The following is a 26,291-nucleotide window of genomic DNA, read 5'->3' as shown; positions in this document are numbered from 1 at the left end:
ACTCAGGTCCGTGGCTGCCGGTGTGCGATCAAACACAAGTGTCCCGCCACTCCCGAGCAGCGAGGTCGAGATACCTCGGAACAACGCGACCAATCGCGTACGCTTGGGTGCTGGGTGATTCCGGTGGTCGTTGCCTACGATCCATTGCGAAGCCCCCAGGTTGCGGATACGTCTCTGGCTTCGTCTCGCCCCTCACCTCGTCGGCATGCGGTTCTCTGTTGCTGGCTGACTTGATCCCGCCCAAAGGGAGGGCGGTGCGCGCGGATGGTGTTGTCGAAACACTGAGTTGTCGAAACGCCGGCGCGACGGACATGGCTTGGAAACGAGCTTTCCTCTCCTCAGGCTGAGTTGATCGCTTCATTCGTGAGGCACGTTCGCGCAATCGGGGGTTGCTCCCTGCGCGGCTTCTAAACTTCGATCAGATTCCACCGTTTCGGCGAGGTTGCCATGAGTGATCCTAGAACTTCTGAAAACACCGCTGCACCGACCACTGTAGACCCGTCGACGGGATTCCAGGCGGAGAAGGCGGCTTCCGCTCGCACAGCCGTACAAACCCGCACAGGCGATCGGCGATGGTGGCTCAAACTTTTCATACAGCCCCTGCTGATGCTGGTTGCCGGGGCAATGCTTTTCGCCGGATTGGGCCTCGCCCAGCGGCTGGGCTGGATTTCTAGCAATGGTGGTAGCGGCGGGGGTCATGACCACAGTCATGCGGCGAACAGCGAAGACAGTGTGCAATATATCTGTCCGATGATGTGCACACCGCCGCAGTCCGAACCGGGACGGTGTCCGGTGTGCGCAATGGAACTCGTGCCGGCCGCATCGGGCAGCGGCGTGGGCGGCTCGACGTCGATCGAAATCGATCCCGTGGCCCGTCGCGTGGCGAACATTCAAACCGTGGCCGTGCAATCGTTGCCGATGACACGCGCCATCCGAGCCGTGGGCGAACTCAGCTACGACGAAGGCTCGCTCAAGACCATCTCGGCTTATGTCGACGGTCGGTTAGACCGCCTCTATGCGGACTACACCGGCGTCGTCGTCAATAAAGACGATCATCTGGCATTGGTCTATTCGCCACGACTGTATTCGGGGCAGGTCGAATTACTGCTTGCCAAGAAAGCGGCCCAGGAAAACCGAGCGATTTCCTCATCCCGGTTTCAACTGACTGATGACAGTCTCTATGAAACCGCCCGGGAGCGGCTGATCGAACTCGGTATGACGGCGGAGCAGATCGAGCGACTCGAAGCGAACGGAAAGGCGAACAGTCGGATGCACCTGTGTGCTCCTATCGGCGGCACGGTGATCGAGAAACACGCCGTCGAGGGGCAGTACGTCAAAGAGGGTCAAGCGATTTACCAACTCGCGGATCTCTCGACCGTCTGGCTGATGCTGGAACTCTTCCCCGAGGACGCGGCTGCGGTGCGTTATGGTCAGCAAGTCGAAGCCGTCGTGCAGTCGCTGCCGAACCGCAAGTTCAACGGCCGAGTAGCCTTTGTCGATCCCAAGGTCGACCCGAAAACGCGGACTGTGGGCGTGCGTGTGGTGATTTCCAATGAGGACGGCCTACTCCGCGTGGGCGACTTCGCGAAGGCCACGATCAACGTGCCACTCGGGCGTTCAGAGAGCGAACCTCTCCCGATTTACGATCCCGTGTTGGCGGACAAATGGATCAGTCCGCGGCATCCGCATGTGGTGGCCTCGTCCGCGGGAGACTGCCCGATTTGCGGCGTGGACTTGGTGCCGGCTTCGCGGTTCGGTTTCACGGACGAGCCGACTGCGAAAAACCAAGCGTTGGTTGTGCCCCGCAGTGCCGTGCTGATGGCGGGCGAAAACAGCGTGGTCTACGTGGAAACCGAACCGGGCCGTTTCGAGATTCGTCGGGTGGTACTCGGCTCCCAATCAGAGAATCAAGTCGTCATCCTCAGCGGCGTGGAGGCGGGCGAGCAGGTTGCCGCGAGAGGCAATTTCCTGATCGATTCGCAAATGCAACTCGCCGGCAATCCCTCGCTGATCGATCCGACAAAGGCTTCGCCGAAAGCCAAACTCGATTCCACTCCTTCCCCCGAAATCATAGCCGCCCTCGCGAAACTTCCTGAGGACGATCGGCGTTGGGCCGAGCAACAGGGGATTTGCCCGGTCGCCGACATGACACTTGGCTCGATGGGCACGCCGAAGAAAATCAATGTGGATGGTAAGCCGGTTTTTATTTGCTGCGAAGGCTGCCGGGAAAGCTTGCTCGCCGAACCGCAAAAATATCTGGAGAAGCTCGAACAGCGGGAGAATTCATCGGATAACGATTCGCCGCCAATGGATCTGCCGCCAATCGGTGTCCCGGAAATGATCGAGTCCAGCAGCAGTTTGCCCCCGATCGAAGCCATCAAACCGATCGTTCCCGAGACACCGAAAAACCGCGTTGCCGCCGGTCACGAGGAGGTGACGCAATGATTCACAAGCTGCTCGCATTCTGCATACGCGAACGGCTACTGGTGCTGCTGGCGTCGGTGGGATTGATCGCTTACGGTTGGTACTCGACTCAGGCAGTGCCGTTAGATGCGATTCCCAACGTCGGTGAGAACCAAGTGATCGTGCTCACCGAGTGGATGGGCCGTTCGCCAAAGGATATGGAGGATCAGGTCACGTATCCGCTCTCGATCGCGTTGCAAGCGGTGCCGGGGGCGAAAAGCGTGCGGGGCAAAAGCATGTTCGGCTTTAGTTTCGTGCAAGTCACGTTTGACGATGATATCGACTTCTATTGGGCACGTTCGCGGGTCGCCGAGCAACTCACGACTGTCGCCGGTTCACTGCCCGAAGGCGTCACGCCCACGCTCGCACCCGATGCGACCGCGCTCGGGCAAATCTATTACTACGTGCTGAAACCGCCGAAGGGGATGGATTTGGCGGAGTTGCGGTCGAAGCAGGACTTCTTCATCAAGTACGCACTGCAATCCGTGGATGGCGTGGCGGAAGTCGCCTCGATTGGCGGTTACATTCGGCAGTATCAAATCGAGATCGATCCCGACAAACTCCGCTATCACAATATCCCCTTGAACACGGTGGTCGCCGCCGTCAAGGCATCGAACATCGATGTCGGTGCCAAGACCGTCGAAACCAGCGGGATGGAGTATATCGTCCGCGGCAAGGGGTTCATTGGAGCCGGCAAGACCGAAGCCGAAACGATCGATCAGATCCGCGATACTGTCGTGCAAACTCGGAATGGGGTGCCGATTCGCATTCGCGATCTGGCACAGGTGCAGACCGGTCCGGCGTTCCGGCGCGGAGCACTCGACCACAACGGCACCGAAGCGGTCGGCGGAGTCGTCGTGATGCGGTACGGCGAAAATCCTCGCGACGTCATCGAACGCGTCAAAGCCAAGATCGCGGCCCTCGAATCGGACCTGGGCGGCATCGAGATTCACGGCGTGTACGATCGCAAAGTGTTGATCGACGAGACCGTCGCGACGCTGACCGATGCCTTGTTCCACGAAACATTGATCACGATCGCGGTCATGGTGCTGTTCCTGCTGCACGTCCGGGCGAGCTTGGTGATTGCGATCACACTGCCGATGGCCGTGTTGATGTCGTTCATTGCCATGAAAGTCTTCGGCGTGGATGCGAACATTATGTCGCTGGCGGGGATCGCCATTGCCATCGGCACGATGGTCGATATGGGCATCATTGTTTTGGAGAATGTTTACGGCAGCCTCGCCGAGTGGGAAGAGGCGGGTTCTCCCGGCGGAATGGAGCGGCGGCTGGCCGTCATTCGCGAATCGGCGGCGGAAGTCGTACCGGCGGTGATGACGGCGGTCACGACGACCATCGTCAGCTTTCTGCCCGTGTTCTTTTTGACCGGCCGCGATCATCGGCTGTTCGCACCGCTGGCGTGGACGAAAACCTTCGCGCTCGCCTCAAGTTTGATCGTCGCCGTGGTTGTGGTGCCGATGCTCTGCCGCGTCTTTTTGAAGACATCGCGGCGAAGGTGGTGGTCGAGTTTGGCGAGCGGTTTCGGCTTCGCTGTTCTGAGTGCGAGTCTATGTCATTTCGTGTGGGGATCGCACCTCGAAGATTGGCTGGCTTTGAGTTTGCCACTCGCGACCATCGCAGCCGGTGGCCTCGGTTTTTTAATCGGTTGGTGGATGAGTCGCGAACGCATTTTGCCGATGGAGAACAACCCCGTCAGTCGGTTCGTCTTGTGGATGTACGCGGGGCGATTGCGATTGGCGTTGCGACGCAAAGCCTTAATGCTCTCGATTCCGGCGGTGATCTTAGTGATCGGTCTCGGGGCCTGGATCGGGCTGCCGACGGTGTTGCGTCCTTTGGAACACGTGGCGGAATTCTTCGGAGCGGACCTCAACGAAGTTCCCGGTTATGTCGGCTTCAAGCACACCTTCACCGGGCTGAAATCCGATGACTGGATCGCGCTGGACGAGGGCAGTTGGTTCTACATGCCGAGTTTGTATCCGGCGGCGAGTTTCTCGCAGGCGATGCAGGTGTTGCAAACACAGGACGCGATGATCAAGGAAATCCCCGAAGTGCAGGATGTGCTCGGCAAGATCGGCCGAGTGGAATCGGCCCTCGACCCCGCCCCGGCGGCAATGATCGAAACCTATGTGATGCTCAAACCCCGCGACCAATGGCGTGAAGGCGTGACTGAACGCGATATCTGGGACGAGATCAACGCCGTCGCGACTTTGCCGGGCGTCACACCGGCCTCGCCACTGCAACCGATCGAAGGCCGCGTGGTCATGCTACAAGCCGGCATCAAAGCCTCGATGGCGGTGCGAGTTTACGGTGACGACTTGCAAGGCCTCGCCGAAGCGTCCCTAGCGGTCGCCGAGCATCTGAAAACGCTCCATCACGTCAATGCGGGCACGGTCAATCCCGATATCGTGATGGGCAAGCCCTATTACGAATTCGAAGTCGATCGTCAGGAAGCCGCTCGGTATGGCATGACGACGATGATGGTCAACGAAATTGTCTCGGCGGGTCTGGGCGGTGTGGATGTGACGACCACGGTGGAGGGCCGCGAACGCTATCCGATTCAGATTCGTTATGAACGCAGTATTCGTGAGAAAGTCGACGAACTCGGCAAGGTGTCCGTGGTGACGCACACCGGCGACGTGGTGCCGTTGGATCGGTTGGCAAACGTCACCACCACTTGGGGGCCGGGCGCGATTAACAGTGAAGACGCCCGGCTGGTGGCCCATGTGGCGTTCTCGCCGTCCGGAGCAGCAGGCGACTTGGAAACCGTCGAGGCGGTGATGGCTTCACTCCAACAGGCACGTCAAATTGCCGCCGAGCATCCTGACGAAACACGATCCGATGGGCTCTATTTCCCAAATGGCAATTTTGAATTGCAACCGGTCGGCTCGTTTCAGAACCAGATCGAAGCGAACCAGCGGTTGATGTGGATCGTGCCGATGGTCGTTTTGATCAACCTGCTGTTGCACTATTTGCACTTCCGCAACTTGCCGATTTCGCTCGTCGTGTTCTCGGGGATTCCCGTGGCGGCAGCGGGCGGGATGATTGCGGTTGCTTTCATGGGCGTGGAGATGAACACCGCGATGTGGGTCGGATTCATCGCCTTGTTTGGACTCGCTGCCGACGATGGCATTGTGATGGCGACTTACATGCGAGAAACGCTCAACCGAAAAACGATTCGCAATGTCGCCGATATTCGCAACGCCATTTACGAAGCCGGTCTGAAACGCATCCGGCCTTGTACGATGACGACGATCACCACGTTGGTGGCGTTGTTGCCGGTATTAACATCGGTTGGTCGCGGCTCGGACGTCGCTCGGGCGATGGCGCTGCCGGTGTTCGGCGGCATGTTAATCGAACCGTTTACGACATTCATCGTGCCCACGCTGTACTGCGCCTATATCGAATTCAAAATGCGTGCCGGTTTCCAAGACGAATATTGGATTGAAACCGAGTCAGTAGAAACGACGCCCACGGGCACACCACTTGCTGTTTCTCAGAGTGTCTAGCGACCCACGGAATTGGGAAGCCAACGCAAAATTTCACTTGTGGACATCGTGGAGTGCGATGTCCTTTTCGAGATGGTCCAAACCTATAGGAGTTGGACAATGAAGAACGCATGGATGACCGTTGTAACTATGTTGCTGACCGCCGCCGCTTCGGCCGCGTACGCTGCGGATTCGGCTGCGGACCAAGAACAAATCCGCCGGAATCGGCTGCATGCTGCCGTGCAGGAGATCTGCCCGGTGACCGGTCAAAAGCTAGGATCCCACGGCGAGCCGATCAAAGTCAAAATCGGCAAAGAAGAGATTTTTTTGTGCTGCCAAGGCTGCCTCAAAAAGCAAGTCGACCGTAAGCATTGGGCCACGATTCACGCCAATTTCGCAAAAGCCCAAGGCATCTGTCCGATCATGAAGAAGGACCTTCCCAAGCAACCGAAGTGGACCGTGGTGGAAGGGCAAATCGTTTACGTCTGCTGCCCGCCCTGTACCAAGAAAATCGAAGCCGACCCCGAAACCTACCTGCAGAAAATCGACGAACTTTACGTGGCTTCCCTGAAAGCGAAAACAAAGCGTCGCTAGTTTTAGCGACGGTTGAGTCCGGGTTCCTCACCCCTGGAATCGAACCTGCGATACCTTCCATCCGGCTCCTCGACGTGCTGCCTCGCGTCGAGTGGCTGGATGTTTTCATGAGGCGTCTCTCGTTAATCTTGTCGATTTCCAGCCGTGCCACGACGTTTCTCGTCTGTCGGCCGATTCACTGCATCAGCGTCCTTGACCTTGACCAAGGTCATCGCGCAAATCGGACATCGCCCCGGAGCTCCCACAACGATCTCGGAGTGCAAAGGACAGATGTGGGATGTCTTTCCCTTGTCAACCCTGGCCTCGGCACGTCCCCGTTCACGGAGTAAGTCAGCCTGAATTCTCAAATTCTCGGCTCGTGCTTTGAGCAACTCGACGAGTGAAGTCTTTCCTGCCTCATATTTCGCCTCGACAATCTTTTCTAGATCCGCAGCCATGCGAACCGATTTTTCGAGCCGTTGGATCCGATCTTTGTGCGTTGCAGCGAGTTCCAGTTCGACGCGTTGAAGTTGCCGATGGGCCTGGAACACGTCGTCAATCTCCGTGTTTCCCTTTCGGAAGCTTGCCGTTTGCAATTCCAGCAACTGCGACAACACGGCGTGTCGTTTTTGCAGCACGACAGTCATTTCTTCCATATCCGACCGCTGCTGCTTCGCTTGTTCTTGGCCAGAAGTCTTGAAATGTGTTCCTGCTATCACAAGCAATGCGAATGCACCAGCCACTGTTTTTTGCAATGGACACATCGTCGAATTTCTCCAAAGTAGCGGGGGGTGCTGCCGACACTCAATAGTTTATCATGAATGGAACTTGCCGAGCAAATCCCCCGTCTTGAGACTGTAAAGGGATAGACCGACACAACCAGAACAAATCGTCAGACATTCCGACCTCGCAGCCGCAGAATGTGGGTGACCGACCCACAAGATTCTGGGAGGATCGTCAACCGGAGACCAACACCACAATTGATCGGGGCATGAGTTCTGTAGATCGCGCGCAGACGGGCCGTGCCTGTAGATCGGCGACAATATCTTGGGGCGAAACTGCCGAGGTCTGAATGGCGATGGTCCAACAACTGGTCGAGTGGCTGGGAACGTCGAAGCGGTGAGGCACCCGGTCCCCATTGATCATTACGTAGAGATCGTTCTCGGCTTGACGTCCGCCCAGAAAGAACGCGAGCGTTCGAGATTCCGGCCCCCAGTCGACCGGCCCCGTGGAGCCGGACCACTGCACATCATCCCGCCAGAACCGCGATCGTGACAACGACTGATGCGACTTGCGGAAGGCGATCATCTGCTGGACGAAGCGGAAAATGTCCGCATGGATCCGTAAGCGACTCCAGTCCAGCCATGTCGTTTCACTGTCTTCCATGTAGGGATTGTTGTTCCCAAATTGGGTCTGGAGAAATTCGTCTCCCATGCGAAACATCGGCGTGCCATTCGAAAGCATCAACAAGCAAAAGAAGTTTTTGACTTGCTGCTTACGAAGCTGCCTGATTTCCGCAGTCGCATTCGCTTCGCCTTCCACTCCACAGTTCCAGGTGAACTCCTCCGGGCCGTCCGTGTTGCCGTGCCCATTGGCCTCGTTGTGCTTGCGATCGTAGGAGACAAGATCATACAACGTCGAACCATCGTGCGAGGTGATGTAGTTGACGCTTTGGAATGGACGCAGCGCGTGGAATACATCAGCTGGAAACAGGTCGCTGCTGCCGTAAAGCCGCGTCATCAACTCCCCCACCAGCCCTCCGTCGCCCCGCACGAACTGTTGCAATGAATCGCGGTAGCGGGCATTCCACTGCATCCAGAGCGTTCCCGGAAACCGCCGGCCCAACAGAAACCCATCGCCCGCATCCCAAGGCTCGGCGATCAGCCGCACGCTGGTCAGTAGCGGATCTCCGGCAATCTCGGCAAAGAGAGGCGGATCGTCGAGGTTGATCGAGCCATCGGAGTTGCGTGCGAAAACCGATGCTAAATCAAAGCGGAACCCATCGACGTGCATCTCGGCTACCCAATATCGCAGACTGTCGACAATCAATCGGCGAACGGCGCGATTCGCCGTGTGTAGGGTATTGCCGCAGCCACTGTAATTGGCATACCGAGCTGGCTGGCCCGGTGTAATTATATAATAAGTGGAGTTGTCGATCCCCTTGAAACTGTAGGTTGGGCCGCCTTCGTCGCCCTCGGCAGTGTGGTTGAACACGACATCGAGAATGACTTCGATGCCAGCCGCATGCAGGGCCTTGACCATGCGGCGAAACTCGCTCCTCTGCGCACACACATCCGTCTGTATCGCATACAAGTGGTGCGGAGCAAAGAAGCCGAGCGGCATATAACCCCAGTAATTGTCTTCCTGCGGGTCGAACTGGAAAACAGGCATCAGTTCGACAGCCGTCACACCGAGATCGATCAGATATGGAATCTTGTCGATGACGCCCTGAAACGTACCCCGTCGATCGACGGAAACGCCAGAATTCGGATGTCGCGTGAAGCCGCGAACGTGCATCTCATAGATGACCAGATCGGCTTCATGTCGAATCGGCTGGTCGTCCTCCCAAGCGAAGGGGCAATCACACTCGTCAAGCAAGGCCAACGGAGCCCACCCGAGATTGGAGCCCGGCCGCTGAGCCGCCGACCGGTCGAAATCGGGTGGGAAGAAAATCGAGCGCGCATATGGGTCCAGTAGCAGTTTCTCTGGATCGAACGCATGCTGCTCATAACCAGATTGGGGTGCCGGTCCAGCCATCCGATAGCCGTAGAACTTGGCATCATCGATTAGCGTGACAGGAACCCGCGTATGCCAGATCGGACCGGATTTATTGCACAAAGGTTCGAAACGAAACACGAAGACCGGCTCGGCGAGGCAATCCTTCGTGAAGAACAGCAACTCGACTTGCTCGGCGTGTTTCGAGTAGATCGCGAAATTATAACTCTGCTCTTCAGGAATCCAGCGCACGCCGAGCGGGAACGGTTGGCCTTCCGTCGCCGCCCAGGAATCCAGGCAGACACGCAGCCGAGATGGCGACAATGGCGTACGGCAGTGGCGGCATTCATAGAGTTCGACTTCGGGCATTCAATTCCCCTGATACGAGACGTTTTCGATCTCGTCGGCTGCTAATGATGTTTGTACCAACCGGCTCTCTGGATGTCGTTCCAGGAAGTCGTCTGATGGCATTGGAAGCACTGATCGACGCGGGCGTGCGGTTTACCGGCGACGCGGACGGAAATCATTTTGAAGTGCATCATATAATGGCTGGGCGGTGCCTGATGGCATTGAGCACAGTCGGTCGAACTCGATGAGGGATGACGGAACTCCGGGATCGTCCAGCGATCCGTGGCATGGCACTGCGCACAATCCTGACCGAAAAGATCAAAGTGCCGATCGTCATTGGCGTGGCATGTCGTGCAGTCCAGTGTCGCTTCGAGGGCACTGATTTGCGGATGCGGTGCTTCGCGATTTTTTGTCCAAGCGACGAGTTCATCCTGGAGCCATTCCGTTTGGCTGTCGGAATCGTCGTCGCTCAATTGACGCCAACCGATGGCGACTAACGCCTCGTGATCCATGTTCGTCGGACGATGAGCCAATCTCTGATGCTCCCGGTGGCATTCCCGGCAAGTGCCGATGCCAGCGTGGAACGACGTGGGTTGCCGTTTCAGCAGAGACTCGTCGTTGGCGTGGCACACAATGCAATTGGCGGCCTTGACGCCCGCCACCGGCGTGTGACACGCGGCACAGTTCTGTTCTAAATGCTGATGGGCCGTCGATAAGGCTCCGGGGCTGGCCACGCTTTGCCATGTCGAGGGTCGCTTCCAATTCGATTCGGCAGGAAGTACCAGCCAGATGACGAGTACCGCAAGGGTGGCGGCACTCGCCATGAGATAGAACTGCTTGCTTTTCATGAGTCGATTCAGTCCTGCTTGGCTTGTTGGCGCGCATGCGCAAGTGCGATTTCAGCGCCGAGGCGCTCCGCCCGGCTCTTGAGCACATCTGCTACAGACGCACGTCCTGCCGCATGTTTTGCTTTGGCCATCTTGACGAGATCGCGCGCCAAATGAACGGACTGTTCCAGCAGTTTGATTCTCGCAGCATGGTCCGCAGCGAGTTCTAATTCGGCTCCCAGCAGTGCCTCTCTCGCCTCGATGACGGCTTCAATTTCGATCGCTCCTTGGTGATAGGCTTTGGTTTGAACTCTCACGAGTTCCGAAAGCACGGCCCGCCGCTGTTGCAATAGTTCGACAATCGATGGCGGAGTCGCAGTTTGCGACGTGGTGGAATCTTGCCCGAAGGATTCATGGACCGTCGCTACAACAAGAAGTGTCGTGAAAATATTAACCAGAAAGCGATTCCAAAGTATGGTCGTCGTCATCAATCTCTCTCCCAAAATGCTGTGCACAAAAAACGGGTGTCACTCAAACCATCTTAGACCAAAGTAGATTGCGAAATAGACGTGCAATGCCAACAGCGCATACAAAACGAACGAAATCACAATATGAATCTTGAGCCACTTTCCGAACCAGATCTTGAACTGCTCATGCGTGGCGATGGCATATTCGACGTCCGCCATGGATTCTGTGAGACGCAGCATCTCGGCCGCCGAAGAACCCGCGGGGCGGCCTGATTCAGGTTCGAGCTCGGCTCGCAAGAAGATGCCTGCCACCATCCGGGAGAAGAAGCCGGCAAACGGACGGACGGCAGCGGCTTGTTGCGGCTGGTGCCTAATTTCGGTTCGAGTTCGGTCGTAAACGGCCGTCAGTTCCGAAAGCAGCGTCTTTTTCTCCCGGATCTCCTGCGAGAACTGCTGCATAAGATAGCGTCCCACGAAACCGCTGAGAACAACAACCAAAGTCATCGCGGTCAGTGCGATTCCCAAAGGGCTCTCGAATTTGTGCCCTGTATGCAGCAGCACCAAGATCGGTCCTAGAATGCCGGCGTAGATGTGCCACGCCAAGAGCGTGCGCATGGAAACATACTGAGTGGCGAACTGCTTGAGCCGCTTGATGCGTTTAATGAACAAATAGCCGAGCGGAACCAGCATCAACGTGGTTCCGGACACGGCCAGCATGCCGCCCCAGAAACTTCCTGCGAACCGGGGCGATTGATGAATCAAAAACCCCAACCATAATATCAAGAGCAATACGACCAAACCCGTCGCGGTCACTCGTTCCTGCTCTTTCATGCCCCCATCTCCTGCACAGATCAGACTTGTTAGGCTTCGATCGCGACATCGCCGGTCGACTTGGCTTGGCAGGCGAGAATCATCCCGGCCTGCTTGTCTTCGGGAGCGAGGCCGTCTTCGACTTCCATCGAGACTTCGCCGGAGAGGAGTTTGACGACACACACGCCACATGTTCCCACGCGGCAGGAATAGTCGATGTTCACGCCGATTCGCTCGGACGCCTCCAATACCGTCTCGTCCGCCAGGAATTGGGCGGACTTCTCCGATTGGCTGAAGCTGACCGTTCCACCCGTCTCGGCGATGTCCGTCTGAGCCGCCTTGGCTCGCTGCTCCGCCCGCACGCGCGGTTTCTGTTCGCCGCCGAAATTCTCGCTGTGGATGTTCTCCGCCGGCACATCGAGTTCCGCCAGCATTTTCTTGACGGCATCCATCATCGCAGACGGTCCGCAAATGTGAATCCGTCGGGAGGCAATCTCTGGTACCCATTCGGCCAGCAATTCGCGGGAGAGCCGCCCCTTCCGATAACCGTCGATGTCTTCCTCGATGCGACTCATGGCGACAAAGAGGTGCAGGTTCGGATGACGTTTCTCGAGTCGTTTGAGTTCGGCCTCGAAGATAAAGTGCTCACGATCATGGCAGGCCACAATGAAATAGATTTCGCCCTCCCAAGCCATATCGGTCAACGCGCGGGTGACGCTCATCATCGGCGTGATCCCCACGCCACCGCCGATCAAGACAATGCTGTCGACGTCCTCACCCGTGAAAACAAATTTGCCGCTGGGAGCCTGCACCTCAAGCGTGTCTCCGACCTTGAGCTGATCGTGCAGATACCGGGAACCGGCCCCATGCTCTTCCCGCTTGACTGTGATCTCGCAGTAGTAGCCTTGCGTCGGCGAGGAGGAAATCGTGTAACTCCGCCGAATCGGTTTCTCGCCGACAGGCAAAGTGAGCGTGAGAAACTGACCCGGCAGATAGCTGAATGGAACCCCGCCGCCATGACAGGCGACCAGCCGAAACGTCTTCACATCGGGTGTCTCCTGATCGATGCGGGCGACGCGCAGGCGGCAGAGTTTCTTCTTGCGCAGCGGCAGCAAGCCGCTTGAAATCTCCGGTTGCTCTGTCGCTTCGGCGTCGGTTGGGCAGGTCTCTACCGTGTCGTCGCAACAATCTCCGGCCGTCACTAGAGCCTTTTGGCTGAGATTTTCGGTGCTTGAGCGGGCACTGGAACCGTTCGCTACCGGCGAGTCGGCAGGCGATGCCAGGGACGCCGTGGCCTCATGGCTTCCACCGTCCGGTCCGGCCGCCGTAAGTTTCTCCAATAACTCTGCCGCCCGGCGCATCTTGAAGAAGTACATCCAGATCATCACCCCCGCGAAGGTCACCAGCAGCAGCATGACGAAGGAATGAAACGGCGTCATCCCCCAGAATCGGGATTCGGGAGCGGCCCCGGCGGGCGGTAGCAGATTCATTTCCCGCTTGAACCATTGCAAAGCGACGTGGCGCGGGGCTTTGCCTTCGGCCAGAGCACGGTGGGCGGCGAGACCGCTTTCAAACTGAGCCAACCCCTCACGCATTTTCGCCGTGGCGGTTTGCATGGCATCGAAATCGTCCGTCGGCGCGGCATCCGTCAATTCGTCGAGACCTGCGGAGAGCAATTCCGTGCCGTCAATCATTCGTTGATGGGCCTCGCGTTCGATCTCGGACCGTTCTTCCAGGGGTAGGTCGGGCAAGTCCATCAACTTGGGATACATCTCCTTGGGCTGGGGCGCTCCCATTTTCTCCATCATGCCTCCCATTCCGCCCCCCATCATGCCACCGGCCCCCTGGGGCGGACCAACACCGACACCTGCGGGCCGGCCTCCCATGCCACCGCCCATCATTCCCGGACCGGCATTGCCTGAACGATTCCCTTCGTTTGTGGACGCCCCATCGCCTGGCGACTGATTCGGGTGATGCCTGGCATGCTCTTCGGGCGAGACCTGACTTTCCGCCGGCTGCGGCATCGCCGCCAGTCCTGCCATCATGACCATAGAAGATACAAAGCCACGCATCCACGAAACTGGTTGTGTCATCATCTTACGCCTCATTCGGCTGGCTCCTCGACTCACGCAATGGTCTCAAGACTGTCGATGTCTTTCGACCGAGCATCAACTCTTCGTTGGCAGGTTTGACTCAAGTGCCCAACTACAAATGAAAATGGGCCATTCAACCATGAAACGGCATGGCGGTTATAGGTTCATGTTCCGCTGTCCGTGATTCGGTTATTGGTTGCGTACGTCGGGCATACCATTTCGCGGCGGGGTATGCCGAAAGTCCGTGGCTGAGCACGCTCAACATCACCGTCGCAATGGCAGTGGAAAAAATCCTTTGGCGGCCGGGCACTTCGATTTCGTTCAACAACATGAGGGCAAAGACGACCGAGGCGATGCCGCGGGGTCCGAACCAACCCACAAATAGGCGTGTGTCCATCCGCAAGTTTGTCCCGATCAGGCTCATGGCGACGGGCAGCATGCGGATCATGCTCAGGCCGAGGAGGCTGAAACCGAGCACACGCAGATCGATGTCGTCAATGACCATCGGAACAATGACCGCGCCGAACACCAGGAACACGAGCAGTGTGAGCAACTGTCCCTCGGCTTCGGCAAATTCGTGAATCGCCGCTCTGACGGACCGCGAAACATTTCCGACCGTCAAACCCGCACAGAAAGCTGCGATGAAACCATTGCCGCCAATCCATTCCGCCCCGCCAAAAGCCAGCAGCGCCAGAGCAAGCGTTGTGAGTTCGAGAAATGCATGACGGATCCACTGGCCTCGTGAGGCTCGTTCAATCAGTTTCCCTCCCACCAAACCGATTCCAATGCCGACCAGCGGTCCCAATCCCAATTGCATCACCGCGAAGCGAATCCAGTACGCGGTGTTTTCCGGATGCTCAGCCACTCGGGCACCGCACACGAAGATAAGAAACAGGGGCAGACAGAGTCCGTCGTTCAAACCACTTTCGACGCTGATGGTTTGCCGAATGCGAGTCGGCACCAAGGGGTTTGTCACCACGGCATGGGCCAAAGCGGCGTCCGTCGGGGCGACAATAGTCGCCAAGACCGCCGCCTGCCAAAAATTCAGATCTTCAAACAGCAGCCAAGCCACAAAAGTTCCCAAGACAATGCACAGCGGCAAACCAATCGTCAGCAGCCGGACCGGTAGTTTGTGTTGGCTGCGTAGCAGTTTCAGATCAATCCGCGATGCGTCCGTGAACAGTACGACGACCAAAGTCAGTTCCGCCAGAAGATGGATCGTCTCGTTGGCGAGATGAAATTTCAGCCAACGAAACCCGGCATCACCAAATAGCAATCCAAACAAGACGAAAACCATCGGCGCGGTGACGATGCTCTGCCGCAGTCTCGCCGAGATGAGACTGAAGAGCAGCGTTGCCAAGGCGACGATCGTGACAGTTTTGACATCCATCAGAAAATTCTATTGACTATTCTTTGAGGCAAGTCGCAGGCATCGCCCTGGCAAATAGGCCGGACTCCTATTTCTGGTCGTGGCCATGGTGGTCTTGACTAACGTTGTTCGGCTTGGATGCGCAAACAAACATCGCATCATCCCCACACTTCGAACAGACGTGCTTCACCTTCTCGTGCTTGCCTTTCCCTCGTCCCGTGCCGACAACTGTAACAGTGCCGCCGCATACGGCACACAAGTGCTTGTGACCGACGGTCATCAGTTGGACATGCGATTTGTCTTTCGTCACCGGGTGAATCATGACGTGTTTGCACATGCTGCAGACCATCGCGACCGAGTCGCCCGGTTTTAAGGCCTCTGCCTCCGCTTGCGTCTGGATGTGATTCAACGCCTGAGCCTGAGACCCATGAGTGGCGTGATCCGCGTGCTTTTTGTCGGCTGCTTGGGCCGCCATGGACCACCAGGCTGCCAAAGCCATGGTGAGGGCGAAGCCCGAAGTGAGGCCGATTTTTCGAACGAGTTTGATTTTCTTGGTCATGAGTGGCTCCTTCATTTTGAACTCGGAATTCACAGCGGTCAGATCGTTTCTTTTTAGCGGTGATGAGGTCGCGTATAGCTTTTCGCCTTCCCTGTCCTTACGGCGTGACATCGATGTACCGATTCATTGTTCCGAAGCTGTTAGGTTCATTGTTCCGAAGCTGTTAGGAACACACATCGGACACTCGACACCGGCTTGACAGTTGGGCTCACAGCACCATTGGTTATCGACGATGAATTTGAATTCGTAACGGCCAGGCGGCAGCTGCAGTTTCGTTGCCCAATGGCCCTGGTCGTCCTTTGTCATGGGCGTCGTATCCATTTTCCAATCGTTGAACGTGCCGGCCAGAAACACCGTGCCGGCATCGGGAGCATGGCAGCTCAGTTCGATCGATTTCTCATTCTGCTTGGACATCAGATGGACCCTTTCGCATGTTCAAGAGGGAACTTTTCAAAGATGGTGATCGTGCTCGAATCCAACTGATTCCTGCCTAGTTCTAGTTTTTTGCACCCGCTGTATTGTGGTCAGGCAGCATGCCGACGAGCGATTGCCGTTGCTCGTCGGTCAGAATTTCGGCGGCTTGACCAACGGCGCGGATGAAGGCGATCCGCTTGTCACCGCCTTGCTTTTCGATTTCACGGATTTGGGCTTCGATTTTGGCGGCATCGGGCATGGCGGCACTGGTCAGCACCCAAAGTTCCTGTTCCGCCTCGGCAATTTGCCGGTCAAACGTCGCTTGGGCGAGCAAGGCGTTTTCCTTGATTGTATTCAGCGAATTTTGCTGTTCCTGAGTAAGCGTGATATGGTGGGAATGATCGAGGAAAAAGCTGGTGGCTCCAATGTGGTAGAGGTGGGAGGCACCAGGGAAGCCCGGTAAAGCCGTCACCATCTGCATTTGTCCCATGCCCGACATTCGGCCCATCATTCGTACGCCGGAATTTCCCATGGGGCTCATGTTCCCCATGCCCATATCCGACATGCTTTGTCCCGACATACCCATTTGGACCATGCTCTGCCCCGACATACCGTTCATCATCCGGCCTTGTCCCATGCCCGACATGCGGCCCATACCCGACATCGCGGATTCCGATGAGCCATTCGTCATCGGCTTGTCACTTTGACCCATTAACATCGCGTCTCTACTCATCGCAGCCACTGGATGTCGTTGTTTGAGGGCGGCTTCCAATGTGGCGACTTTGGTCTGCAAGGCGCGGAGTTGCTCAGCCAAAGACGAGGCTGTGTCCCGGCCGTGGCTAGCGGATTGATTTCCGTGCGTATTGCTCCTGTCGGTCGTCGGATTTTGCGCGAGGGAAAGTATTGGAAAAGCGGAAAAGGCCAGCAGTAAGGACATCGGAAATCGACAAATCCATTGGCGTGAGAACATCGCAAAATTCCTGGTTGGTTGAACTGGTCGACCGAATGTCGGGCTGGTGCCACGGTGGCGATCGGTCTTGCTAAGAGCCTGCCGACACGCCGATGCGTACTGGCAACGACGATCGCTTGCTCGCAAAGTTCCCGAAGCGATTGCTGCGCCACAAACCAGTTTTCTTCCCGCGACAGGAAGATTTCCGAACAACTCGCTAGGGAGCGGGCATGGCTCGAAAGGGCTCCAGCCCAGCAAATCGTTGATCAAGGCATCGATTTGTGGGTCCATGCCCCGCATGAGAATTTGGCTTTGTCGTACGGAATTTCAGGAAGCACGACTTGAAATCGAGTCAAGAACGAGCGTTTCCGCGCGCAGGTTTCTCCGAACTTAAACCGAATTCGCACATCGCCCGTGGGAATCGGGTCAAACCTTTCCGCACACTGGATCGAATGCGATCGAGAATTAGGTCTGCACGTTGCGCAGTCGCAGGGCGTTTGTGATGACGGAGACGGAACTCAGACTCATGGCGGCGGCGGCGAGCATCGGGCTGAGGAGCCAGCCGGTCAACGGATAGAGCACGCCGGCGGCGACCGGCACGCCTAGCGCGTTGTAGACAAAGGCGAAGAACAGGTTTTGTTTGATGTTCCTCATTACAGCCCGGCTCAGATGAATAGACCGCACGATCCCGCCCAAATCACCTTTCACAAGCGTTACCCCGGCGCTTTCGATGGCGACGTCGGTGCCGGTGCCCATTGCGATGCCGATATCCGCGGCAGCGAGGGCTGGGGCATCATTGATGCCGTCACCAGCCATGGCCACAACACGACCGGCTTGCTTCAACTGTTCGACGCGGGCATGCTTGTCTTCGGGACTGACACCGGCTTCGAATTCGTCGATACCGAGTTTCTCGGCCACCGTCCGAGCCGTCGCTTCGTGATCGCCGGTGAGCATCAGAATTTTCAAACCAAGTTGATGCAGTTCGCGAACGGCGGCGGGCGTACTCTGCTTGATTGGATCAGCGACCGCGAGCAGGCCCACCATGTTTCCATCGGCGGCGGCAAATAGAACCGTCTTACCGTCGCCACGCAAACGATTGGCTTGTACAGAGAGTTCCTCGACGCCACTGACACCGTGCTCGCGAAGCAATTCCGGTTTGCCGATCAGAATCGTCTGACCGTCCACGGTTCCCTGCACACCGCCGCCCGTGATCGATTGAAAGTCGGCAGCCGTGCCCATCTCAATGCCACGGTCTTTCGCGTCTTCGACCACTGCACGGGCCAGCGGATGCTCGCTTTGATTTTCCACAGCGGCGGCAAGTCGCAGAAGATCGTCGGCAGAGACGTCACTAGCCGGTTGTAAGTCCGTCAGTTTCGGTCGACCCTCGGTCAGCGTACCAGTTTTGTCGACGATCAGTGTGTCCGCGGTTCTCAGCGTTTCCAAAGCGGCAGCGTCCTTGAACAGCACGCCCTCGCGGGCCGCCCGTCCGACGCCGACCATGATCGACATCGGTGTGGCCAACCCGAGCGCACACGGACAGGCTACAATCAACACCGCGACGGAATTGACCAACGCAAACGTGAAAGCCGGCTCGGGACCGATAAACAACCAAACGAAGAACGTCACCACCGCCACCCCGACCACGAACGGCACGAAATACGCGGCGGCCATATCGGCGACGCGTTGGATCGGTGCTCGGCTGCGTTGGGCGTCGGCGACCATCTGAATGATTCGTGACAGGACGGTCTCGCCGCCGACCTGCTCGGCTTGCATCAGAAAGGAGCCTGTTTGATTGACCGTGCCACCGATGACCCGGTCGCCGCTGCTTTTCTCGACGGGCATCGGTTCGCCGGTAATCATCGATTCGTCTACGTTGCTGCCGCCCTCGGTGATGACGCCGTCCACCGGGACTTTCTCACCGGGACGAACTCGCAGCAACGCCCCCGCTGGCACCTCGTCGAGCGACACTTCGCGTTCGTTGCCGTCTTCGACAACCCGAGCGATCGGCGGGGCGAGGTTCATCAGTTCGCGCAGGGCTCCGCCGGTGCGTTTACGGGCTCGAAGTTCCATCACTTGGCCGAGTAGCACGAGCACAACGATCATCGCCGCCGCTTCGAAATAAACACCGACCAGCCCCGTATGGGCTTCTTGAAACGACACTGGGAATAGCTGCGGAAAGACCACAGCAATCACACTGTAAAGATACGCCGCAGCGACACCCAGGGCGATCAGCGTGAACATATTCAGATGCTGATTGACAATCGATTTTCCGCCACGAACAAAGAACGGCCATCCACACCATAAGACGACTGGTGTCGCCAAGCCGAGTTGCAACCATTGAGACAACCGGGGTGAGATCAACTGGTGCAGCGGCACGCCGAGCATCGGCAACATGGCCAGCAAGACAATCGGCACTCCCAAGATCAGTCCGATCCAAAATCGCCGGGTCATGTCCTGGAGTTCAGAGTCGTCTTCTTCTTCGGCCCCGCGTACGGAAATCGTTTTCGGTTCCAACGCCATGCCGCAGATCGGGCAGTCGTCTGGCTGATCGCGTTCGATTTCTGGGTGCATCGGACAGGTGTAGATTGTCTGTGATATCGAGGCCGGTGGGCCGGTCCGCTCCAACGCCATACCGCACTTGGGGCAATCGCCGGGATGATCCTGCTCGACCTCCGGGTGCATTGGGCAGGTATACTGACCCGAAGCCGTTTGCGTGCGACGCGATTCCCAGGGGACAGACTTCTCGGCCGAATGGTGGCAACAGTCATGCGATTTGGCGGGATGTGTCTTTGCGGAATACGTTTGCGGATCGTGCGTGAACTTGCTCTGGCAATGCTCGGAACAAAAGTAGACGAAGTGTCCTTCATGTTCGATGGTCAGAGCCGTATCGGGATCGACTGCCATCCCGCATACCGGGTCGGTCGCGGTTTCCGATTCGGTTGATTGATTCGTGTTCGTCATCACATCCTCCCGTTTCACTCAAGCCATCAACACAACCGGGCCGAACCGCCCTGACGAGTGTTCGGCCCGGTTTGATTCCAGAACTGCTTGTTATCAAATGGCCATCAAGCCGCCATCTTGCCGCAGGACTCGCTGCATTTCCGGCAGACGGAGACGCACTCGTCCATGCCGCCGACCTTCTCGCAACTCTCAGCACAGGCTTTGCAAACTTCTGAACAGGCCCGGCAGACATATTCATGCAGCTCGGAACCGCGCGTCATGAAGTCAGCGCTGGTCTGGCAGATTTGCACGCAGTCGAGCATCAGCCGGACATGCTCGGGCTCCACGTGCTTGCCGCCTTGCTCCAAGCAATGCCGCGACAGCATCTCCAGGCAGACCCGGTGACATTCCAGGCAGGTGTCCACACACTGCTTCATTTCCGGTTTCATCTGGGGCATGAACCCATCTCCTTCATCCATTCGGTTTTGAAAAATGAACTGGGTTCCTGCGAGAAGTTCTCGGCTCAGCGGCCGCGAATGTAGGCATACTTAGAGAAGACTTTCATGATCTCCTCGATCTTCTGCTTGCGGACGGAATCGTCTTCGGTCCGAAACGCATCGGTGACGCAAGTGTCGATGTGCGTTTCCAAGACGATGTGCCCGACCTTGCCGAGAGCGGCCATCACGGCGGAAATTTGCATCAACACATCCACGCAGTAGGCGTCGTTCTCGATCATCCGACCGACGCCGGCGACCTGACCTTCTGCCCGCCGCAGCCGTTTTGCCAAATCATCTTTTGCTGACTCACTGAGCATTGAGAACCTCTCACAGGATACCCAACAGGGGGTATGGTATCCGCCTGCTGCGTTCAATCAATGGGGAAAACTCCGAAAAAGCGTTACGACGTTTCCTGTTCTACTGGTGAGTCCCCGAACTGGCAAGAGTGTGCGGAATCGGCACGCCCGCGAGCGGTTCTGGAAAGGAAGCCGTCAGCCACGCGAGAGATTTGCCATACGCGGTAGGGGTTTCTAGGATATATCCAATTCACCGACCGGATCATCGGAGTCCAATCGGGATTGGATCACATTGAAGCCACACATATCAGAGGAACTCGCATGGTTCACAAGGCATTGATGTTCGTTACGTGGCTGGTCCTCTTCGCGGTGGAAGCTAATGCCGCCGTGGCAGCTGAACCGGTCATGATAGCGTTGTCGGAGAATGGAGCGGAACCGCAGCAACCGCAAGCGGCGGTAGCCGGACCGCAAGAGGTATACGTCGCGTTTGGAGCTGGCAAAACCGTGTATTGCACCGCTTCGCATGACGGCGGACAACGGTTTGACAAGCTGGTGCCCGTAGCCACGCTGTCATCACTGGCTCTTGGCAGCCGACGCGGTCCTCGGATCGCAGCCACCGGAGACACCGTGGCGATCACCGCCATTGGTGAAGGGGGAACGCTGCTAGCGTGGCGGTCGGAGAATCACGGTCGAACGTGGCAAGGGCCGGTGACTGTCAACGACGTCCCGAAAGCTGCGCGTGAAGGGTTGCACGCGATGGCCGCCGGCCCGAAGGGAGAGCTGTACTGTGTCTGGTTGGATCTTCGGAACGACGGTATGGAAGTCTTCGGTTCGGGATCAAGAGACGGAGGAAATACGTGGAGCAAAAACCAAAGGATTTATCAGTCACCCGACGACCATGTCTGCGAGTGCTGTCACCCCAGCGTGACCTTCGATGCTCAGGGAAAACTCTATGTCATGTGGCGGAATTGGCTGGGCGGGAACCGCGACCTGTACCTGACCACCTCAACGGACGGTGGCCGAACCTTTTCCAAAGCCGAGCAGTTGGGCCAAGGTCATTGGCGAATCGATCATTGCCCAATGGACGGCGGAGCGGTGGCTGCGGGAAGAACGGGGCAAGTGGCTTCCGTTTGGCGACGCGAAAAAGCGATCTTCGCCACGCTGCCCGGCCAGAAACAGGAAGTTCGTTTGGGCTCCGGCGAGCAACCTTGGATCGCCGTGAATCCGCAAGGCGTTTGGATGAGCTGGATTTCGAAAGATGGCGGCGAGTTGTTTTTGCAGCGGCCTCAGCACACACGTCCCGAGACAATGGCCCAACATGCGAATGACCCCGTCCTTGCCGCGCCGCTTGCGGGGAATGGTCCGGTCGTGCTGGTTTGGGAAGAGGGTCGCCGTCAAAACAAACGGATTCGGGTGCAGGTCGTGTCAGCGAAATCATGACGCCGAGATACTGATTTGATCCATATTATGAGCAAGAATTGGTAGGACTTCGGGCTCGGACTGATGTTTCTACCGACACTCTTTGGTGTAGACATCAAAACGGGCGATGCCGATGTCGGTCACTTCGGCGGAGCGCTGATTGTCGCCGTCTCGGTCGTCTGCATGGGCAAGGTGCTGCGGTTTGGGCGGTATCTCAATGTGCCTTTGACACTGCTGGTCGGCAGACTGCCGTGGATATTGGCCGGCGGCTCGGTTGGCGATGCCATTACCTGAACTATCGCCGCGACATGCGTGCTGCTGTTGTCCTTACCCCGCGGTCCGAAAACCGAATAGTACGGTCTGTGGGACAAACACGTTCGCTGATGCCTTTCGATGATTTTGCCCGAAATGAAAGAGTCGTATTAGTTGTGGTTCGTGCGGACAATGTCCTGCCAATCGTGGGCCATATACTCGCAAAAGGAATGCGTCAGGCCATTCCATTGGGCTCGCAATTCCTGATAGCGCTGCCAACCTGCTTCCACGTCGGGAGTGGTTTTCATGCCCGACTGCTGCAAGGTCTCGACTGCGTGCTGGTAGTGCGACTTCCAAGCCATTCGTTCCTCGTCATCGGCCGATGTGTCGGTTCGCCAGGAGGTTGGCAGAAATGACTGCGAAAGGTCTTCAAGAATGTGCCTCCCGCTCCGCCAGACTCCTTCCACAGATGCGGTCCTTGTCAATCTCTGAAACTCCTGCGAGTCCAACGCCGTGCAGACCAGAGACACGGAATCCAGACTCAGAAACAACATTCGTGCCATCGAATAATGGGCCTCTGGAAGGTAGAAATAGTGCACGATCGAGTACAAATGATGCGATTCGTAGAGATCGTTCAGGTTCGTATTGATGTCGGAGAATTCACGTTGTGTAGCTGAGTCAGAGCCCTGCATCAGGCCTGACAACAGCCTAATCGCATCACCCCCACTGGCTTGATGATGCAGTGAGAGGGCAAACCGATTGCGACGTGCCAAGGCACTGTAGACCGACATGAAGTAGGTCAACGATAATGTCAGAACGCTGAAACCTAATCCGGCCTGAGCGACCATCAAAAGCCGCATGGTTCCGGTTGTCGGAACGAGATCGCCGGTGCCCAAAGTTGTTAAGCTATAGCCTGCATAATACAGGGCCGCACCGAAATCCTGCGGCGTGGGTTCTTTTCCACTCGATTGAATGCCGGAGCCGAGTTCCGGCCAGACAATCAGGGCAAAACCGCCGAGAAGCAAGCTGCTCCAGACGAGCATATCCATCATGAGCAGGAGCGGCCCAGCGTGAGGCAGCAGATTTCTTCTCAGAAAGGTTGATCCGCCAGCGATTAAACGCAATATTCGCCACCATGCCGTATGTAATCGGGAACTGAGAAGGCCAACGCCACTCCGTGGGAAGAGCACTGTCAGATACACATCCACGACCGCCAAGCCAACGCACAGTATGCCAAGCAATCGCAAGAGCCAATCCATAGAGCTCATAGTCGTTCATGTCCAATGGAATCGATCGGGCGTCAATGAAGTGTCGGTCGCGGTCGGAGCGAGACTTGATTGTTCTGCAACTGATAGTATTCGACGATGCGAATCACTTCTTCCAAATCTCGTGCGCCGATAACGGTGGCATACCGCGGTCCCAACGGACACGTGAATGCCAATCGGGAATCGAATTGCACGATGCGGCAGTTCATGCCGGCACATTCGGCCGTCAAAGCTGGTCGCTTCCCGAACCAGATCGGCTGGTCGGCTTCGTGTTCAAATAACGCCAGTTGGCCGCCAGCTGAGTCGCCGTAAATGGCTTGGAGACACTGGCAACAGGGCATGTCCAACAGATACGCGGCATCCAATTCGTAACCCGGCGGTGGACCGGCAGCGGCCAGGGGCCGATATGGCAAACGGGCGGCGGCCTGTTCGATCGTCACGGCTTTTCCCCGGTAATGGCTTACGAGCACCTGCTGAGCCTTCTGCGGTTGATCGGGAAATAGGGTCAAATATCGATCGAAATTGACGGCCAAGTGTTTGCCGTGGTCGTGAGATTCTCCCGGCTCGTCAGATTCTTCCCCATTCAAAAACCAAAAGAGCCCGACGGCCAACATCGCGACCAAGCTCAGTGCGATGGCGATCCCACGACGTTGTCGAGAGCTCTTTTCGGGACCAGTTACTTGGACCGCCAATGGCTGTGATGGCTGGCCGGTCAATTGCTCTTCGACGGCCGACCACGATGGCGGAGCACTTGGTTCGGGAAGCGATACTGTGAGTCGAGAGAGCGATCGAAAACCCGTCAATTCTTCTCGGCAGACGCGGCAATCGGCCAGATGTTGACTGAGTCGTTCGGCGGTTTCGGGGGAAAGTTCGTTGTCGTGATAAGCGGAAAGCAGATCGCGAGCCGTTTCGCAGTTCATGTCAAGGCTCCCATCCCAGTTCAATGAGACTGGCTTTTAACTGCGTCCGTGCTCGGTTGAGCCGCGAGGCGACCGTCCCTTCGGGAATCTCAAGGGTCTCCACCAGTTCGGCATAGCTCAAATGCTCCACCTCTTTGAGCAGAAAAATCGTTCGAAGGTCTGGCTCTAGTCGACTTAATACATGCTCCAGCAATTCGTGCTGCTCCAACCGATCGATTTCGCTGACCGATGAATCCACCGGATCCGCGACGAGCCTTCCCGGAACCGTCCGCTTTTGACGGCGAAGATGTTGGAGACATTCATTGACGGCGAGGCGATACAGCCAAGTACGAAACCGGGATCGGCCCGCAAATTGATCGATTTTCTGAAAGAGTTGCAGGAAGATTTGTTGAGTCAGATCGGCGGCTTCTTGCGGTCCGACGAGCCGAAAGGTCAATTGATACATGGGCTTTTTATAGAGTTCGTAAATTTGCCGCTGCGCTTCTCGATCACCGTTTTGACAGGCATTCAGCAGCGTGGCCGCCGGCTCCGCTCGACCGGTTAGCTCATCTTCGTCACAAGATTTGATGCCGCGAGACGGCGATTTCTTCATGTCTTTCATGGCTCTCCGAGGAAGATTAGCAAAATTCCAAGAAATTCGCGAAGAACTCCGTCCCTGTCGGCATCCAATGGACAGGAGAATCATGTTCCGTTGGACGCTGACCATCATCCTGCTCGTCGTGAACACGCCACGCCTGTGTTGCGGTGGTTGTGCGCAACCGATGTGGGAAACATCAGCCGTTTCAATTTCCGTGGAAGCGTCGGCATGTCCTTACTGCGGCGGCTCAGAGGAATCCAATGAGGATTCTCAAATGCCTTCGCCTTGCCGTTGCCAATTGGGAGATGTTGCGGCTCTTCTGTCCGACGCGAGCGACGGGGAGACCTTGCTGGACTTCCAAACCGCGGTGCGTGTCGCTCTGCCGAGCAGGTTCGCTCCCTCCCAGGATGAAGCTCCTAGTGGTCGAGCGAAGTGGATGGACGACGCTGGGCCAGCCCTCCAAGTGCTGTTACAGCGATTTCTGCTGTAGACCCTCCTCTCTCTGATGTTGTCCGTCCAACGGCGATCCTCTGGATTGACTCGGATGGCAAACCCCTGAATGAGATTCTGCTGCGCACGCGTGTGCGCAGACTTCTGCATTTCTTTGCAAAGGATGACTCGAATGTTGCGTCTGTCTGTTGTGTTGTCTGCGGTGGTTCTGTCGGCCTTACTGTTCATGGCCATGGGTTGTGGATCGTCCCCCGATAACCCTGATACCCCACCCGCTACCGCCGAGAAAGCTGCCGATTCCAAGTCGGATCACGACCATGCCACCCACGGCGATGAGCACAAGAAGATCGAGGCTAATCTCGCCAAGCTCTCCCCGGACGAGCAAAAGTCCGCAAAGGCTCAGAAGATTTGTCCGGTAACGGAAGAACCGCTGGGTTCGATGGGCAAACCGATCAAGGTCGACGTGAAAGATCAAACTGTGTGGGTCTGCTGCAAGGGCTGCGTCGAAGAGGTCAAAGAAAATCCCGACAAGTACCTCGCCAAGCTCGAAAAGTAACCGTTTGTCGACAAATGCCGCCGGACGGC

General features: G+C 57.0%; 23 protein-coding genes. 7 read left to right on the top strand and 16 right to left on the bottom strand.

Annotated features, from left to right (window positions below; genetic code table 11):
* Nucleotides 1–447: 447 nt before the first annotated feature.
* The 3 genes from AC5DDB_RS11970 to AC5DDB_RS11960 all read left to right on the top strand — a co-directional run bounded on the left by AC5DDB_RS11970 (nucleotide 448) and on the right by AC5DDB_RS11960 (nucleotide 6,560).
* The gene (locus AC5DDB_RS11970) at nucleotides 448–2,445 is read left to right on the top strand and encodes a heavy metal-binding domain-containing protein (protein WP_491739962.1); all 1,998 of its coding nucleotides are present in this window, start codon (nucleotides 448–450) and stop codon (nucleotides 2,443–2,445) included.
* Entirely contained in the window at nucleotides 2,442–5,987 is a 3,546-nt protein-coding gene (locus tag AC5DDB_RS11965) for an efflux RND transporter permease subunit (protein ID WP_491739961.1), read from the top strand. The genes AC5DDB_RS11970 and AC5DDB_RS11965 overlap by 4 nt, the downstream gene beginning before the upstream one ends.
* Before the next feature lie 99 nt (nucleotides 5,988–6,086).
* Entirely contained in the window at nucleotides 6,087–6,560 is a 474-nt protein-coding gene (locus AC5DDB_RS11960) for a hypothetical protein (RefSeq protein WP_491739960.1), read from the top strand.
* 122 nt (nucleotides 6,561–6,682) lie between these two features.
* Here the strand turns inward: AC5DDB_RS11960 and AC5DDB_RS11955 are convergent, their stop codons facing one another.
* The 13 genes from AC5DDB_RS11955 to AC5DDB_RS11895 form a co-directional block, all read right to left on the bottom strand.
* Complete coding sequence (locus AC5DDB_RS11955) at nucleotides 6,683–7,303, bottom strand: heavy metal-binding domain-containing protein (protein ID WP_491739959.1); 621 nt, start codon at nucleotides 7,301–7,303, stop codon at nucleotides 6,683–6,685.
* A 193-nt stretch (nucleotides 7,304–7,496) separates the two neighbouring features.
* Nucleotides 7,497–9,623, bottom strand: a complete 2,127-nt coding sequence (locus AC5DDB_RS11950) for a glycogen debranching protein (protein WP_491739958.1) — start codon at nucleotides 9,621–9,623, stop codon at nucleotides 7,497–7,499.
* Nucleotides 9,624–9,664: 41 nt separating this feature from the next.
* Nucleotides 9,665–10,450: a cytochrome c3 family protein gene (locus tag AC5DDB_RS11945; RefSeq protein ID WP_491739957.1), complete on the bottom strand. Its 786-nt coding sequence runs from the start codon at nucleotides 10,448–10,450 to the stop codon at nucleotides 9,665–9,667.
* A gap of 8 nt (nucleotides 10,451–10,458) precedes the next feature.
* Complete coding sequence (locus AC5DDB_RS11940) at nucleotides 10,459–10,920, bottom strand: hypothetical protein (protein WP_491739956.1); 462 nt, start codon at nucleotides 10,918–10,920, stop codon at nucleotides 10,459–10,461.
* 36 nt (nucleotides 10,921–10,956) lie between these two features.
* Nucleotides 10,957–11,727, bottom strand: coding sequence for a hypothetical protein (locus AC5DDB_RS11935; protein WP_491739955.1), 771 nt, complete (start codon nucleotides 11,725–11,727; stop codon nucleotides 10,957–10,959).
* Between the two features lie 29 nt (nucleotides 11,728–11,756).
* Nucleotides 11,757–13,802, bottom strand: a complete 2,046-nt coding sequence (locus AC5DDB_RS11930; RefSeq protein ID WP_491739954.1) for a 2Fe-2S iron-sulfur cluster-binding protein — start codon at nucleotides 13,800–13,802, stop codon at nucleotides 11,757–11,759.
* Nucleotides 13,803–13,932: 130 nt separating this feature from the next.
* Nucleotides 13,933–15,189 carry a cation:proton antiporter gene (locus tag AC5DDB_RS11925; protein WP_491739953.1) on the bottom strand — a complete coding sequence of 419 codons (1,257 nt, stop codon included), beginning with the start codon at nucleotides 15,187–15,189 and terminating at the stop codon, nucleotides 13,933–13,935.
* A 67-nt stretch (nucleotides 15,190–15,256) separates the two neighbouring features.
* On the bottom strand, nucleotides 15,257–15,727 hold the full coding sequence (locus tag AC5DDB_RS11920; RefSeq protein WP_491739952.1) for a hypothetical protein: 471 nt from the start codon (nucleotides 15,725–15,727) through the stop codon (nucleotides 15,257–15,259).
* A 123-nt stretch (nucleotides 15,728–15,850) separates the two neighbouring features.
* Nucleotides 15,851–16,141 (bottom strand): glycogen-binding domain-containing protein, encoded by a 291-nt coding sequence (locus AC5DDB_RS11915; RefSeq protein ID WP_491739951.1) that lies wholly within the window; start codon nucleotides 16,139–16,141, stop codon nucleotides 15,851–15,853.
* Nucleotides 16,142–16,223: 82 nt separating this feature from the next.
* Nucleotides 16,224–17,111 carry a periplasmic heavy metal sensor gene (locus AC5DDB_RS11910; protein WP_491739950.1) on the bottom strand — a complete coding sequence of 296 codons (888 nt, stop codon included), beginning with the start codon at nucleotides 17,109–17,111 and terminating at the stop codon, nucleotides 16,224–16,226.
* Nucleotides 17,112–17,555: 444 nt separating this feature from the next.
* Nucleotides 17,556–20,051 carry a heavy metal translocating P-type ATPase gene (locus AC5DDB_RS11905; protein ID WP_491739949.1) on the bottom strand — a complete coding sequence of 832 codons (2,496 nt, stop codon included), beginning with the start codon at nucleotides 20,049–20,051 and terminating at the stop codon, nucleotides 17,556–17,558.
* A gap of 104 nt (nucleotides 20,052–20,155) precedes the next feature.
* Nucleotides 20,156–20,488: a four-helix bundle copper-binding protein gene (locus tag AC5DDB_RS11900; protein WP_491739948.1), complete on the bottom strand. Its 333-nt coding sequence runs from the start codon at nucleotides 20,486–20,488 to the stop codon at nucleotides 20,156–20,158.
* A 65-nt stretch (nucleotides 20,489–20,553) separates the two neighbouring features.
* On the bottom strand, nucleotides 20,554–20,844 hold the full coding sequence (locus AC5DDB_RS11895; protein ID WP_491739947.1) for a metal-sensitive transcriptional regulator: 291 nt from the start codon (nucleotides 20,842–20,844) through the stop codon (nucleotides 20,554–20,556).
* A gap of 300 nt (nucleotides 20,845–21,144) precedes the next feature.
* Here AC5DDB_RS11895 and AC5DDB_RS11890 point away from each other — a divergent pair, with 300 nt between their 5' ends.
* Entirely contained in the window at nucleotides 21,145–22,263 is a 1,119-nt protein-coding gene (locus AC5DDB_RS11890) for an exo-alpha-sialidase (RefSeq protein ID WP_491739946.1), read from the top strand.
* A 63-nt stretch (nucleotides 22,264–22,326) separates the two neighbouring features.
* Complete coding sequence (locus AC5DDB_RS11885; RefSeq protein ID WP_491739945.1) at nucleotides 22,327–22,536, top strand: hypothetical protein; 210 nt, start codon at nucleotides 22,327–22,329, stop codon at nucleotides 22,534–22,536.
* Nucleotides 22,537–22,664: 128 nt separating this feature from the next.
* On the opposite strand, the gene AC5DDB_RS11880 is transcribed toward AC5DDB_RS11885, so the two are convergent.
* The 3 genes from AC5DDB_RS11880 to AC5DDB_RS11870 are packed head-to-tail and all read right to left on the bottom strand — an operon-like array spanning nucleotide 22,665 to nucleotide 25,280.
* Nucleotides 22,665–23,762 carry a potassium channel family protein gene (locus AC5DDB_RS11880; protein ID WP_491739944.1) on the bottom strand — a complete coding sequence of 366 codons (1,098 nt, stop codon included), beginning with the start codon at nucleotides 23,760–23,762 and terminating at the stop codon, nucleotides 22,665–22,667.
* Nucleotides 23,763–23,794: 32 nt separating this feature from the next.
* Complete coding sequence (locus AC5DDB_RS11875; protein ID WP_491739943.1) at nucleotides 23,795–24,679, bottom strand: anti-sigma factor family protein; 885 nt, start codon at nucleotides 24,677–24,679, stop codon at nucleotides 23,795–23,797.
* Between the two features lies 1 nt (nucleotide 24,680).
* Nucleotides 24,681–25,280, bottom strand: coding sequence for an RNA polymerase sigma factor (locus AC5DDB_RS11870; RefSeq protein WP_491739942.1), 600 nt, complete (start codon nucleotides 25,278–25,280; stop codon nucleotides 24,681–24,683).
* Between the two features lie 82 nt (nucleotides 25,281–25,362).
* On the opposite strand from AC5DDB_RS11870, the gene AC5DDB_RS11865 reads away from it, so the two are divergent.
* Entirely contained in the window at nucleotides 25,363–25,746 is a 384-nt protein-coding gene (locus AC5DDB_RS11865) for a hypothetical protein (RefSeq protein WP_491739941.1), read from the top strand.
* Between the two features lie 132 nt (nucleotides 25,747–25,878).
* The gene (locus tag AC5DDB_RS11860; RefSeq protein ID WP_491739940.1) at nucleotides 25,879–26,262 is read left to right on the top strand and encodes a hypothetical protein; all 384 of its coding nucleotides are present in this window, start codon (nucleotides 25,879–25,881) and stop codon (nucleotides 26,260–26,262) included.
* Nucleotides 26,263–26,291 lie beyond the last annotated feature (29 nt).

The sequence above is a fragment of the Thalassoroseus sp. genome (assembly GCF_984380535.1).
This window is presented reverse-complemented; position numbering and strand designations above follow the sequence as displayed.